The organism is Syntrophobacterales bacterium, assembly GCA_019429105.1.
In the GTDB taxonomy this organism is placed as follows: domain Bacteria; phylum Desulfobacterota; class Syntrophia; order Syntrophales; family UBA5619; genus DYTH01.
Genome location: JAHYJE010000029.1, coordinates 1 through 12,971, shown reverse-complemented (window position 1 = coordinate 12,971; position 12,971 = coordinate 1). Strand labels below are relative to the sequence as shown.

At 52.0% G+C, this 12,971-nt stretch carries 13 protein-coding genes and 1 tRNA gene; 8 read left to right on the top strand and 6 right to left on the bottom strand.

The window, feature by feature from the left end; genetic code table 11:
• The first annotated feature begins 149 nt into the window (after positions 1-149).
• From K0B01_10550 to K0B01_10540, 3 genes are all read left to right on the top strand, one after another.
• Entirely contained in the window at positions 150-1,076 is a 927-nt protein-coding gene (locus K0B01_10550) for a LysR family transcriptional regulator (GenBank protein MBW6486573.1), read from the top strand.
• Between the two features lie 201 nt (positions 1,077-1,277).
• Positions 1,278-2,348 (top strand): NTP transferase domain-containing protein, encoded by a 1,071-nt coding sequence (locus tag K0B01_10545; GenBank protein ID MBW6486572.1) that lies wholly within the window; start codon positions 1,278-1,280, stop codon positions 2,346-2,348.
• Between the two features lie 73 nt (positions 2,349-2,421).
• On the top strand, positions 2,422-3,012 hold the full coding sequence (locus K0B01_10540; GenBank protein MBW6486571.1) for a carboxymuconolactone decarboxylase family protein: 591 nt from the start codon (positions 2,422-2,424) through the stop codon (positions 3,010-3,012).
• On the opposite strand, the gene K0B01_10535 is transcribed toward K0B01_10540, so the two are convergent.
• The 4 genes from K0B01_10535 to K0B01_10520 form a co-directional block, all read right to left on the bottom strand.
• Positions 2,994-4,589, bottom strand: a complete 1,596-nt coding sequence (locus K0B01_10535; GenBank protein MBW6486570.1) for a gamma-glutamyltransferase family protein — start codon at positions 4,587-4,589, stop codon at positions 2,994-2,996. The genes K0B01_10540 and K0B01_10535 overlap by 19 nt on opposite strands.
• 4 nt (positions 4,590-4,593) lie before the next feature.
• Positions 4,594-4,923, bottom strand: a complete 330-nt coding sequence (locus K0B01_10530; protein ID MBW6486569.1) for a ferredoxin:thioredoxin reductase — start codon at positions 4,921-4,923, stop codon at positions 4,594-4,596.
• Positions 4,920-5,165, bottom strand: coding sequence for a glutaredoxin family protein (locus K0B01_10525; protein ID MBW6486568.1), 246 nt, complete (start codon positions 5,163-5,165; stop codon positions 4,920-4,922). Before K0B01_10525 ends, K0B01_10530 begins: the two co-directional genes overlap by 4 nt.
• Positions 5,166-5,337: 172 nt before the next feature.
• Positions 5,338-5,622 (bottom strand): hypothetical protein, encoded by a 285-nt coding sequence (locus tag K0B01_10520; protein MBW6486567.1) that lies wholly within the window; start codon positions 5,620-5,622, stop codon positions 5,338-5,340.
• A gap of 473 nt (positions 5,623-6,095) precedes the next feature.
• Between K0B01_10520 and K0B01_10515 the strand changes: the two genes are divergently transcribed.
• Positions 6,096-6,171: transfer RNA gene (locus K0B01_10515), tRNA-Thr, on the top strand.
• A 14-nt stretch (positions 6,172-6,185) separates the two neighbouring features.
• On the opposite strand, the gene K0B01_10510 is transcribed toward K0B01_10515, so the two are convergent.
• Together K0B01_10510 and larE are read right to left on the bottom strand one after the other, a co-directional pair.
• Entirely contained in the window at positions 6,186-7,238 is a 1,053-nt protein-coding gene (locus K0B01_10510) for a methionine synthase (protein MBW6486566.1), read from the bottom strand.
• Positions 7,239-7,497: 259 nt separating this feature from the next.
• Positions 7,498-8,313 (bottom strand): ATP-dependent sacrificial sulfur transferase LarE, encoded by an 816-nt coding sequence (larE, locus tag K0B01_10505; GenBank protein ID MBW6486565.1) that lies wholly within the window; start codon positions 8,311-8,313, stop codon positions 7,498-7,500.
• Positions 8,314-8,498: 185 nt separating this feature from the next.
• Here larE and K0B01_10500 point away from each other — a divergent pair, with 185 nt between their 5' ends.
• From K0B01_10500 to hisI, 4 genes are all read left to right on the top strand, one after another.
• Positions 8,499-9,632, top strand: coding sequence for a metallophosphoesterase (locus K0B01_10500; protein MBW6486564.1), 1,134 nt, complete (start codon positions 8,499-8,501; stop codon positions 9,630-9,632).
• A gap of 114 nt (positions 9,633-9,746) precedes the next feature.
• Complete coding sequence (locus tag K0B01_10495; GenBank protein ID MBW6486563.1) at positions 9,747-10,514, top strand: SDR family NAD(P)-dependent oxidoreductase; 768 nt, start codon at positions 9,747-9,749, stop codon at positions 10,512-10,514.
• Between the two features lie 75 nt (positions 10,515-10,589).
• Positions 10,590-12,587: an enoyl-CoA hydratase/isomerase family protein gene (locus tag K0B01_10490; protein MBW6486562.1), complete on the top strand. Its 1,998-nt coding sequence runs from the start codon at positions 10,590-10,592 to the stop codon at positions 12,585-12,587.
• Between the two features lie 116 nt (positions 12,588-12,703).
• Positions 12,704-12,971, top strand: a 268-nt coding sequence (hisI, locus tag K0B01_10485; protein MBW6486561.1) for a phosphoribosyl-AMP cyclohydrolase, incomplete at its 3' end; no start/stop codon positions are given.

Here is a 12,971-nt window from a genome sequence, read left to right as displayed (position 1 = left end):
CGGAAAGAGAGCTTGAAGAGCCTGCGATGAATTATAAATAACTGGTTTGGCAGATCTGATGGCTGCCTTTTACTTTTTAAATATTGACAGGTCAATACAAATAATTTTATAATTTATTAAATTAAATTGTATAATTCAGGCTATTCCCAATGATGAATCTAAATCAGTTGCGGGCCCTGTACTGCGTTGTCAAGACAGGGACCTTTGCCAGGGCCGCAGAAGAGCTCTTTGTTACAGAGCCTGCCGTCTATATCCAGGTGCGCTCGTTGGAGAAGGACATGGGCTTTATCTTGCTGGACAGATTTGGCAAGGAACTGCAACCAACGGAGATGGGCAAGCTTCTTTATGACTATGCAGAGAAGATCTTCGGCCTCGTCGCAGAAGCGACACAAGCGGTGCAGGAGCTTAAGGATCTCAAAAGCGGTTCATTGCGGCTGGGCGTCACCAAAGCACTTTCCCAATACCTCATGCCCTCGGTCATCGCCAATTTCCAGGATCGCCATCCACATCTTTCCATCCACCTGGATGAGCGAAGCTCCCGGGAGCTCGTGGAAGGCATCCTGCTCCATCGGTTCGAACTGGCCATTGCGGCAAAGGTTCCCTACCCGAAAAGGGTGGCCGTCGTGCCTTTCACTCGGGACGAACTCATTCTCGTCGGTTCTCCGAGCAGCAAACTGCTGAAGCAAGATAAGGTCACCCTTGAGAATCTGACCGCCGAGTCCATCATTTTTTCCGATGCCAGATCAGCCACCAAATTTACCATGTGGCATGAATTTGAGATAAGGGGTCTGAGTCCCACGTCAATCATCGAGGCCGGAAGTACTGAATTTATCAAGTCGCTGGTAAAAAAAGGCAAGGGATATGCTTTTATCGCCAGTATCTGCGTCCGGGAGGATATCAATAATGGGACTCTTGCCGCCATCCCGCTTGCTGAAGGCAGTTTTAACATGGATATCTGCATCATCCATCTTAAGGGGAAGACGCTGTCTCCGGCGGCTGCGGCATTTGTCTCCTTCCTTCAGAAAGACAAGGGGTCGCGAACGCTGACCAAACTTGTGGATGGTTTGGTGAAATAGTTTAAAAAGGAACGTGACATGACAGTCTCAAGCAAAAGTCGGATGGGTACACGTCTTCAAGATGCCGCTTGCCGGTTATCTCGGCTATATTCCCTTTTCGTTCGAGCTTTTTTCGTTGTTCCACCTGCTAACGATGCCGTTGCGGAAGAACAAACCAAGGAGTGAAATTCTCCCAATCCAATAACAGAAAGGATAAAATACATGTTTGCAGTAATTATGGCCGGAGGCCGGGGGACGCGTTTCTGGCCCCGCAGCCGGGAGAAAATGCCCAAGCATCTCCTTGACATCCAGAGCGAAAAGTCGCTGATCAGGGAAACGGTTGACCGGATCAGGCCCCTTGTTCCCCCGGAGCGCACGCTGATTGTGACCGGCAGAAGTCATGCCGTGGAGCTGATTCGCCTTTTGCCGGAAATTCCCGCGGAAAATATTATAATCGAGCCGGTCGGGCGCAATACCGCCCCCTGCATCGGGCTTGCCGCCCTCCATATCCAAAAAAGGGCAGGGGACGCGGTGATGCTGGTTCTGCCTTCCGATCACCGGATTGCCGCTGAGGGGCAGTTTCGCCGCATCCTGGAGGCGGCTGCCGTAGCTGCAGCATCACAGGAGGCGCTATTGACGATCGGCATCAAACCGACTGGACCGGCAACCGGGTACGGATATCTCGAAGCGGGAGAGCTCTTCGCGAAGGATGGGGATTTGCCAATTCACCGGGTTAAGTCAATCCGGGAAAAACCGGATCTTGCGACAGCCGAAGAATTCCTGAAAAATGGTGAATTCTTATGGAACAGCGGGATGTTCATCTGGAAGGCCTCGACAATACTGAACGAAATTGCCCGTTTTTTACCGGAAATCAATAAAGGACTGATCGAGATAAAATCTGTTCTCGGCGGGGAGGGCGAAGCCGGGGTTGTCGAGAGGGTCTATCCCTCTTTGCCTTCCGTTTCGATAGATTACGGGGTGATGGAAAAGGCGAAGGATGTCCTTGTCATCCCCGGGGACTTCGGATGGTCGGATCTCGGGAGCTGGGATGCCCTCTGGGAGGTTTCCCCAAAGGATGAAAGAGGCAACGTCGTGCGCGGACGCTTCATCGGCATCGACGCGGGTGATTCCCTCGTTTACAGCCCGGAAAAACTCGTTGCCATAGTCGGGGTGCGGGACATTTTCGTCGTCGAAACGAAGGATGCGCTCCTTATCTGCCGCCGCGATTGCTCCCAGGATGTCCGCAAAGTGGTAGAAAAACTCGAAAAAGAGGGTTTTGGTGAATATCTGTAGCATTCCCTGTCTTGCCGCGCCGGTTAATTATCCGGTACGCAAGGCTTATTGTTTTTGAAGGTCGGTGTTCGCAATGGATCAGAAAAAAAGCAACGGCGGGGCATTTATCGAAGCGCCAACCAACATTCCCTGGTATTTGAAGATCGGTCTCTGGGCAGCGAAAAAATCAACGGGGAAAGAGATGCTGCCCGGCCTTTTGCTGGCATGGTTTCCCAAGGCTGCCATCGGCTCGGGGTTTCTTGAGTTTTTGACGGCGCATGGACCAAAGGACATGGAGCGAAGGCTCCTCAAAATCGTCCGTACCCGGGCTTCGGCGCTTATTTCCTGCCCGTTTTGCCTCGACATGAATAGCTATGATTATCCCGATCACGGTTTGACGAAAGAAGAGGCCGAGGCGCTTTCCCAAAAGACGGGTTGGGATGTGATTGCGAGTTTTTCCCGCCGGGAACGGATCGCGCTTCGCTATGCCGAAGGCATCTCCAGGACGCCGCCGGATTTTTCGCAAGAATTGCGGGCTGAAATACGACTGCATTTTTCAGAGCGCGAGATTGTGATCATGGCCGCGACCGTAGCGCAGGTAAATTACTGGGCACGCCTGCTTGGTGCCCTTGCCGTACCGTCAGCCGGTTTCTGCGAGTTGAACAATCAGAAACCGACGGCCTGACCGTCTTTGCGCGGGTCGGAGGCGGCGCAGTAACATTCTTCAAGACGGTAAATAAGCTGGGCGCCGCCGAAGAGCCGGGCGGGTGAATCGCAATAAACCTTATGCCCTCGCTTTTTCAGTCCTTCACTGGTCGCAGGACTGACCCCGGATTCGAGAAAAAGGTTTGAATATTCATCCAGATACCAGCGGGGCGCGTCCGCCGCAGTCTGGGGATTCTGGCCGGCCGCAAAGATCCGGATCATCATCTGTAAATGGCCCTGTGGCTGCATCCGGGCGCCCATGACGCCGAAACTCAAGAGCGGCTTTCCCTCTTTCATGACAAAGGCCGGGATGATGGTGTGAAATGGTCTTTTGCCGCCGGCGACCTGATTCGGATGTCCCGCTGCGAGTGTGAAACCGGCGGCTCGTCCCTGCATGCTTATTCCAGTTTCGGGGATGACGATTCCGGAGCCGAAAGCCTTGTAATTGGACTGAATGTAGGAGACCATCATGCCGTTTTTGTCGGCTGCCGTCAGGTAAACCGTTCCGCCGTCGCGCGGGGGGAGGGATGAGGAAGGGCGAGTCTGGCCGATGCTTATTTTTCCCTCCTGTTCCTTCAGAAAAGACGGTTCGAGCAGAGATGACGGCTGGATGGTCATCCAATCGGAATCGGCGAGGTGTTTCTCGACAAGCTCAAAGGCTATCTTCATTGCCTCCACCTGCAGATGGATGCTCTCCGGGGAATCCGGGGCAAAGATGCATTCGGAGAGTTCCGGGGGGGTGTTCTCCAGGATGCCGAGGGCAATCAGCACCGCCATTCCCTGGGCGTTCGGCGGCAATTCGCAGAGGGCGACGTTTTTCCAGTTCTGGCAAAGGGGTACGACCCATTGCGCATGGTGTTCGGCAAGGTCCCTTTCGTCAAGCAACCCACCGTTATTGCGGCTGCAGGAGATGATCTTTCGGGCAAGGTTTCCCCGGTAAAGGGATTCACCCCCCGTTTTCGCCAATTCTTCCAGGGTTTCTGCCAGACCCGGCGGATGGAAGGTCTCCCCGGGAAACGGGGCGCGGCCGCCGGGAAGAAAGGTGGTGACAAAATCTGGATAATCATTATACAGATCAGCAACTTCTGCCCAGCGCGCCGCGGTCACCGGGGCTACAGGAAATCCGTCTCTTGCTAAGCGGAGGGCCGGTTCGAAAAGATCGGAGAAGGGGAGGGCGCCGAATCTCCGGGAGAGTTCAGCCCAGGCATCCACGGCCCCAGGCACAGTGACTGCGTCCCACCCAAGCTGCGGCATGGCGGCTTTCCCTCTGAAATGTTCCGGCGAAAAAGCGCGGGGCGAGCGACCGGAACCGTTGAGGCCATGCAGCTTTTGCCCGTCCCAAACCATCGCAAAGGCGTCGCTGCCGATCCCATTGCCCGTTGGTTCCAGAACGGTAAGCGCGATCGCCGCAGCAAGCGCCGCATCAATGGCATTGCCGCCCCGCAAGAGCATCAGCAAGCCCGCCTGAGACGCAAGGGGCTGCGAGGTGGCAACGACATTGCGGGCAAAAACCGGCATTCTTTGGGAAGGGTAAGGGAAATCCCAGTTAATCAGCATGTCCTCAGTAAGGTGTTTTTTCAGGGGGTCTTCTTTCCGGGACGACGATGTCTCCCGAATCTTTTTGTGACGGGGAGGCCAGATAAAGGGCGCAGTAACACTGCCCGTATTGCCGAACGTCCTTTTCCCTGTAAACACATGGGCAGATAATATCCTGATCCCACTCGCGATTTCCTGATGCCAGGCGACAGGGACAGGAAGCATAGCCGTATCGCTCCCGGTTGACGATCAACCCGCTGATCAGCTCCAATGCCATTTTTTTATCGGCATTTAAAAAATAACCCTTGGGTTCCTGTGACTTCTTGAGCAATTCGTAAAGTTGTTCCGCGTTCATATCCCCAATGCCTCTCTCAATTTGCTTTCATTGAAACCGACGATGATGCTGTCTCCAAGCAATATAGTTGGGAAACTGCGCGCCGGATTATAACCGGTCAATTCTTCGATCGTATTTTTTCTTTGCTCGCCGGTCAGCAAATCAACATCGATAAACTGAAAGTCAATGGCATTGTCCTCCATGAATCTTTTTGCGGCCCGGCAGTGGCCGCAAGTGCTCAGCGTAAACATTCTTATCGTCATGGTTCTTTTCTCCGAGTGATCATATATTCTGTAACTGGCCGTCGCGTTTTATCTTGATTTCCGGACAAGCGGGAGTCGCTGGTTTGTCAGGGGACATTTGCAAATTAATACGAAAAAATGATCCGCACCGGTTCGCTTTGTGATGGCTTACATAGCCACCACCTCCGCCTCATCAGTTAGCGCCAAACTTAATTTCGAGGACATCGCCCTCCTGAACCTTTCTTTTCAGACTCCTCCCATCGGCGCCATTCAACATTATGCTGACATTCGGGCGCAGATTCCCACGCAACGCAGACGAACCCTCTCGAACCGGGTAGAACAGCTCTTCCTTGATTCCGGGAAGAAGGGCTGTAAGATTATTGAGACAATCTTCGTCAGTCTCTCCGACTGCCTCGAACGAGAATTTACCCCTCGTAATGACGGCGAAACTTAGCGGCAGTTTCAACGTTATGCTCAATGCTGATCTACCTCCCTCAAAACCGGTCGTGTTGCCTGCCGCGCTAATTGATAAGAGCTTCGTTTGTGTGGCGAGAGTATAGGGGGACGACTTTTGTATGTCAATAGGAATTTTGAATTATATCAAGAGAGGCAATTGCAAAACTATTTGTCATTCCCGAAAGCGGAGCTTAATGTACACAATGCTTCTATCGGGAATACGGTTTTTCAAGCAGTTAGAACCAGATTATGAACATTAAACTTCGTTTTCCCGCTTAAAATCATTGCGGGAATGACAGAATGTGAGAGTTTTGCAATTGCCTCAAGAGTAAATTCTTCTGCGCAGTCCCCGGCGAGCACCCGCTGTAGCAGGTGGTTTCTGAAGGAAAGAAAAGGCGAATAAGCAACATTAGGCGGTGGATTTTGATTGACAAGAGGTGTCACTTCGTATAGATACTTCTGCCGTTGCAGGGTATAAACTTTCTTGTTTAAAAAGCCGATGTAGCTCAGACGGTAGAGCAGCTGATTCGTAATCAGCAGGTCAGCGGTTCGATCCCGCTCATCGGCTCCAGTGGCGTTGTTCGCTTAACGTGCGGTGATTTTAAGCTGCATCCTTTCCGCTACCTGCTTTAGGAGTTTCAGGATTGCTTCGGCCTTTTCAGGGTTGAGGCTGCCCATTCCACACGCGGGGGTGAGCAGACTCTGGCAAAGAAGGATTTCACGAGGGATGCCCCTCTTTTCAAGATAGTCTATTCCGGCATCGAGTTTGGAAAGAAGCAGCGCCGGCGTTTCCGAACCTGTGTATGAACCGGTGGGAACAATTCCCCAGGCAAGCGCCCCGCCGCTTTCGATAAATTTCTTGATATCGGCTGGATAAAGCATGACCTTTTCCATGTATTCATAAGCGTCGAAGTTGACGATGTCGATTCGCGCGTTGAATATCATGGACCAGTCCGCATTTCCGCAACAGTGTATCCCGGCAAGGCCTCCCGCTTCATGAATGGCGTCGGCTATTTCGTTGATTTTCTCCGCGACAAGATCAGAGGAGACAGCCGAGAAGGCTGAGCCGAGAGATTCCATGGAGGGCTCATCCATAAAAATAATGACCGGTTTTCCAAACGGTTTTAGTTTTTCGATTTGCCAGAGGGCCTTCATCGTCAGCCCCTTTACCAGGACGTCGAAAAGCGTTTCATTGTGAATGATGTCGATGCCGTTCTCATCTTTCAGTGAAGTTCCCGCGGTGAGAGGGCCGGTTATCTGTCCTTTCAGATACGCGGCATTTGAGGCAGCGCCTGTATTCAGCGCCTTCAGGAAGGCATGGAAGCCGAGGGCGTAAGACTCGGATATCCGGAAGTACTCGTAGTCTTTCTCCAGAAACCGCGTGAAGAATTTTTCAAGATCGTCGGTAAGGTCGCCGGCTGTGTTGAAGGAAACCTTCTGCGTATCTTCTTCGAGAACAAGTCCCGGCAGCGACTCGCAGTACTGTACATCCATTCTTTCCCGGTAATCCCTCTGGGGGAGCTGGGGCCATGCCGGCGCCGTGGGAAGATAGCGGAGCGTCATTTCCACGGCGCTGTCGGCGTCCCGATTGGGCATGCTGCCAATTGCCGTTGCCATGCAGTTGAAGATATGTGTCATAAGATCATATTCCTTTCCCTGATCGGGCTTTCCGTTATTTATCTCTATTCGAATGAGGAAGAGCCAATTGCAAAACCATTTGTCATTCCCGAAAGCGCAGCTTAATGTCCATAATGTCTCTATCGGGAATATGGTTTTTTCAAGCAGTTAGAACCAGATTATGAACATTAAACTTCGTTTTCCCGCTCAGAATCGTTGCGGGAATGACAAGAATGGGGAGTTTTGCAATTGCCTCGGAAGTCAGCACATTTTATTTCGCCTATAAACTTTTCAGAGCCGCATTCATGCTTCCCGTTTTGTAACCGTTCAAGTCCAGCGTGACATACAGGTATCCCAATTTTTTGAATTCCCGCTCAACATCCAATCTATTTTCATCTGCAGCAAGGCGCTTTATTTCGTGTGTTTCCACCTCAATGCGGGCGATATCTCCATGGTGTCGAACCCGCACCTGATTAAAGCCCCTCTCCTTGAGAAGTTGCTCAGCCTTACCGATACGCTGAAGAATGGCGGAGTCGATTTTAGTCCCATAAGGAATTCGCGAGGCGAGGCAGGCCAAAGACGGTTTGTCCCAGGTCGGCAGGTTCAATTGACGGGAAAGTTTCCGCACATCGTCTTTTGTAAACCCTGCCTCCCGCAGGGGGCTTATAACGCCCAGTTCCTCCGAGGCGCGTTTGCCCGGACGGTAGTCGTCGGAGTCATCCCGGTTTGACCCATCGGCGACAAAGTAAAGAGAGTGCTGACGCCCGATCTCCAGCAATCTTGCGAACAGTCTTTTCTTGCAAAAATAGCAGCGCTCGATCGTGTTGGCTGTAAAATCACGGTCGGCGACGATGCTTTCCGTTATGGTTATTACAGACAACCCCAGGGCGGCGGCGGTATTCAATGCCTGATCCGTTTCGCTTTGCGGATATGACTCAGAGGAAAGAAGCACGCAAAGAGAGCTGCTTCCCAATGTCTCCTTGGCAACATAAGCCAGCAGGGCGCTGTCGCAGCCGCCGGAATAGGCGACCACCAAGCCTCCCGTATTTTTCAGCAAAGAGCGCAGTTTCCTGTGCTTTTCTTTAATATTCCGCATCTTTAAAAATCTCCATGCATCATTTTGACAAAACGGTTTTGGGTCAAATAGCTTTTTAATGATGTTTCTGCAAACAAAAAATGATAAGGCTTCCAGCCAGAATTCAAGTTTATTGTTTTTATTCGGGGAATTTTAACAGTTGCCTGAGCGTCAATCAGGCTGGAATAATTTGATGGGGACGCGCCTTGAAGCTTTTTCTGCTATTTTTTCTGCTTATCTATGGAGGGTTTCACCTCCTTTTTTTTCTCAGGATTAACGCGGCAATTCGTATGGGAGGGGGCGGTTTCGTCATCCTTTTGTTCCTTCTGGCGGCGGGTTTTCTGGCCCCGCTGATTATTCGCGCCGTGGAGGGAAGGGTCAGCGATTTGCTCGTCCGTTTTTTTGCGTTAATAGGCTACTACTGGATGGCCTTTCTGCTTTTATTTCTCTTTGTTTCGCTCTTTGTTGAACTGTATAATTTTGTTGCGCTGGCAGTTGTGAGCAGATTCAATGGCAATATAAATGCCTTTATCCCCACGGTCGGGATGCGTTTTATGATTCCTGCGGTGGTTGCAGTGCTTCTGGCAGTTTATGGGTCATTCGAGGCCGGCAATCTCCGCACCGAGTTTCTGACCATCCATTCCGAGAAGATACCGAAGGAAATAGGCAAAATGCGAATATTGCAGATTTCCGACGTGCATATCGGCGGGGCGGTACAAGCTCGAAATGTTTCCGGCATCATTCGCGCCATCCGGGAGGCAGCCCCGGATTTAGTTGTTTCTACGGGCGATCTTGTTGACGGCCGAGGCGCATATATTGGTGAGGCTGCGAGTCAGTTCAGCGAAATCAAGCCAAAATGGGGAAAGTTCGCCGTTGCGGGAAACCATGAGTTTTACCTGGGCATTGAGCGGGCAAGCGAATTCATGGAAAAGGCCGGGTTTGTTTTTTTACGCAACCGGACGGCAACGATCGCCGGGGTGGTTGCTCTGATCGGCGTTGGTGACCCCGGAGGCGTCAGGGCAACAAAGGTTATCGTTGATGATCGGGAACTCCTTTCCCGTACAGAGGGCAACCATTTCAAGATTCTTCTCAAACACCGACCAGATGTTGAAAAAAAAGCGATCGGTTTGTTCGAACTGCAACTTTCAGGACACACCCACAAGGGGCAGATATTTCCCTTCAGCATAATTACCAACATGGTTTTTCCATACCATGCCGGCAATTACCGGCTTTCGCAGGAATCGTTGCTGCATGTCAGCCGAGGCGCCGGGGTCTGGGGGCCGCCCATTCGTCTGTTGGCGCCGCCTGAGATCATGGTCATAGATTTGTTACCCAAATAATCCATCGGCAGCAGGCGTGTTGAAGAGTCTATTTTTACGTTGACTTCTTTTCCGGATAGCCTTATTTTCTAGACAGATTATTTCCATAAAATTTTTCTCGGGAGGATAAATTTAATGCAGATTAAGGATTTGATTGCCGTTGTTACCGGGGGGGCTTCAGGGATGGGAGAGACGTGCGTCAGGATGCTTGCCGCAGAGGGGGCAAGAGTTGCAATCTTTGATGTCGTTGCCGAACGGGGTGAAAAAATCGCCGCGGAACTGGGGCCTAATGTTATCTTTGCTCATACCGATGTGACAAGCGACGAGAGCGCCCGGGCGGCGATCGAGAAAACGGTCGCGGCCTTCGGGACTATCAATGTCGCAATCAATTGCGCCGGGGTTGGCGATCCGGGGAAAATCTTATCGAGAAAAGGCGTCCTGTCGCTTGACTTTTTCACCAGGGTTGTCCGGATCAATCTGATCGGCACCTTCAACATTACAAGGCTGGCGATCGAGCAGATGGCAAAAAACGAACCTAATGGGGAGGGGGAAAGAGGGGTAGTCGTCAATACCGCTTCTGTCGCTGCTTTTGAAGGCCAGATCGGCCAGGCTGCTTATGGCGCCTCCAAGGCCGGTGTGGTGGGGATGACGCTTCCCGTGGCAAGGGAGTGCGCCGATTACGGCATCCGCGTAATGGCGATTGCGCCTGGTTTGATCGATACCCCGATGATGGCCGGCCTGCCGGAGAGCGTGAGGGTGGAACTGGCCGGGACGGTCCCGTTTCCGAAACGCCTGGGCAGACCCGCGGAGTTTGCGGCACTTGTGCGCCACATATTGGAAAACTCCTTGTTAAACGGGGAATGCATCCGCCTTGATGGGGCGCTAAGGATGACGGCCAGATAAAGCACACGCAGGCAGGCAGTATCGTTTAGTTTCGCATAGTTATCAGTTACAATTTACTCAACGGGGGTGGACAATATGGCCAAGGTTTTCAATATGGAGATTGATGATTCCGGGATAGGGGTGATTGTCTTTGATGTCGCCGGCGAGAAGATGAATACTTGGACGGAGGAGGCTTTCATCGGTTTTGAAGAGATTATGCGCACACTGGAAGCCGCCCGGGGCATACGCGGGATCGTCTTCATTTCCGGAAAGCCCGATAATTTTCTGGCCGGCGCCAATCTGAAGCTTATATCGGAAATAGCTGACTCCGCTGAGGCAAGGCGCACCGTCGAGCTTTTTCATGCTTCATTTTCCCGTTTGGAGTCGCTTAAGTTTCCCTCAGTCGCGGCGATTCACGGTCATTGCCTCGGAGGAGGGCTGGAATTTGCGCTTGCCTGCAAGGCGAGGATCGTAAGAGAGGGTAAAAACACGATTATTGGTTTGCCGGAAATCAACGTCGGTCTTTTCCCCGGAGGGGGAGGCACCCAGCGGCTCCCCCGTCTGATCGGCTACCCGGCCATGGAGCTTATCCTGAGAGGGACGATGCTGCCGGCGGCGAAGGCCTATGAGATGGGGATCGTTGACAGGATGATTCCTGCTGAGGCTGATTTGCTTTTGGCGGCCAGGGTTTTTCTTGAGGAGATCATCGCGGGAAAGGCTGAACTGAAAAGGCCGGAACAGAGATTCTCCCAGATAGATGCCGTAGCCCAGTTGGCAAAAGAAGGCATTCTGAAGGTTACCAGGGGACGAGAGCTTCCCGCCCCAATGCTGGCGCTGAAGTCCATGCACGAAGGGTTAAAGGTTCCGCTGGAACAGGGTCTGGAGATCGAACGCAAAAATTTTGTCGAGGTTGTTTTATCGAAGGAGGCCAAAGGCAGCATCAATACCTTTTTTCTGAAGGGAATGACGGATAAACCCATGGCGATGATGACTAAGGGTTTTGTTCCGAAGCAGTTGAGGAGCGCCGCGGTTCTTGGATTCGGAACCATGGGAAGGGGAATCGTCATCGAGATTCTCCGCAATACAGAACTTCCCGTTCTGGTAAAGGACATCCCGGAGGCTCTGGAGCCGGGAAGGGCCTTCGTCAGAAAGGAGCTCGCAGGGATGGCCGAGAAGAAAAGGCTCAAAGCCCCTGTCGATGAAGTAATGTCCCGTCTGACAACCGTCTCGGAGTACGTCCCCGCCTTCAAGGATGTGGATATTGTCGTTGAGGCCGTTTTCGAAGCGATCGCGGTAAAAAAGCAGGTTTTTGAAGAACTTTGCGAAGTGGTTCGTGAGGACTGCCTTATCGCCAGCAATACCTCTTCCATCCCGATCAACTCCATGTCGCCTTTTGTCCGCCATAATGAACGCTTTGCCGGTCTCCATTTCTTTTCCCCGGTCTGGATGATGCAGTTGGTAGAGGTAATTCAAGGCGACAATAGCAGCCGGGAGACGATTGACAACCTGCTTAATTTTGTCGGCATGATCAGAAAGCGGCCGCTTGTCTGCCGCGACAACGCCGGGTTTGTCGTCAATGCGATGCTCTTTCCCAACCTCACCAATGCGCTTCAGTATCTCGAGGAGGGGAACGCGATCGAGAAGATAGATACGGCGATGACCCGCTTTGGAATGCCGGTGGGGCCGATCCGGCTTACCGATGAAGTGGGAATAGACATCCCCTATAAGGTATTTGTCGGGATGGGGGTTGAGCAGGAGACTCTTAAAAGTGTCGTGGAAGCGGGAAGGCTTGGTCTCAAAAAATCGGGAAAGGGTTTCTTTTTAAAGGATGGCAGCGTCGATCCGGAAGTGTTGCCGTTGATTGCAAAACGTCCATCTCGAAAGAGGAGCGAAGAGGAAATCCAGAAAGGCATTCTAAAAGCCATGGTTCAAGTCGGCAGTGATCTGCTCGAACGCCGGATAGTGGATGACGTTCGGATGATCGATGTAGGGATGATCTGGGGGATAGGTTTTCCAGCCGATAAGGGCGGACCAATGAAATGGGCCGACCTGAGCGGATTAAGCAAGCAGCTCTACGGCAAAAATTTTTACTAAGCGATGGGTGTTCAAAAAAACTCTTGCCGCAGCGAATTCAAGGGACTATAAAGGCCGACTGTTTTTTTGCCGGGATGGAAATGACAGAGGAAATATTACTTTGAGATGGGGGAAGGATGACTGAGCCAGATTTTGAAAAAGGGAAAGGGCTTGTGCCCGCTGTCGTGCAGGATTATGAGACGGGCGACGTGCTGATGGTTGCATACATGAACCGTGAAGCGTGGCAAAAAACCCTGGAAACCGGCAAGGCCCATTACTGGAGCCGTTCCCGCCAAAGCCTTTGGCTGAAAGGCGAGACATCCGGCAATTTTCAGATTGTCCGGGAGGTAAGGATTGATTGCGATGATGATACGGTTTTGCTGAAGGTTGATCAGATCGGCGGCG

Coding starts and splice junctions, on each gene's coding strand:
- K0B01_10550 (MBW6486573.1), top strand. CDS start 150: ATGATGAATCTAAATCAGTTGCGGGCCCTGTACTGCGTTGTCAAGACA.
- K0B01_10545 (MBW6486572.1), top strand. CDS start 1,278: ATGTTTGCAGTAATTATGGCCGGAGGCCGGGGGACGCGTTTCTGGCCC.
- K0B01_10540 (MBW6486571.1), top strand. CDS start 2,422: ATGGATCAGAAAAAAAGCAACGGCGGGGCATTTATCGAAGCGCCAACC.
- K0B01_10535 (MBW6486570.1), bottom strand. CDS start 4,589: ATGCTGATTAACTGGGATTTCCCTTACCCTTCCCAAAGAATGCCGGTT.
- K0B01_10530 (MBW6486569.1), bottom strand. CDS start 4,923: ATGAACGCGGAACAACTTTACGAATTGCTCAAGAAGTCACAGGAACCC.
- K0B01_10525 (MBW6486568.1), bottom strand. CDS start 5,165: ATGACGATAAGAATGTTTACGCTGAGCACTTGCGGCCACTGCCGGGCC.
- K0B01_10510 (MBW6486566.1), bottom strand. CDS start 7,238: ATGACACATATCTTCAACTGCATGGCAACGGCAATTGGCAGCATGCCC.
- larE (MBW6486565.1), bottom strand. CDS start 8,313: ATGCGGAATATTAAAGAAAAGCACAGGAAACTGCGCTCTTTGCTGAAA.
- K0B01_10495 (MBW6486563.1), top strand. CDS start 9,747: ATGCAGATTAAGGATTTGATTGCCGTTGTTACCGGGGGGGCTTCAGGG.
- K0B01_10490 (MBW6486562.1), top strand. CDS start 10,590: ATGGCCAAGGTTTTCAATATGGAGATTGATGATTCCGGGATAGGGGTG.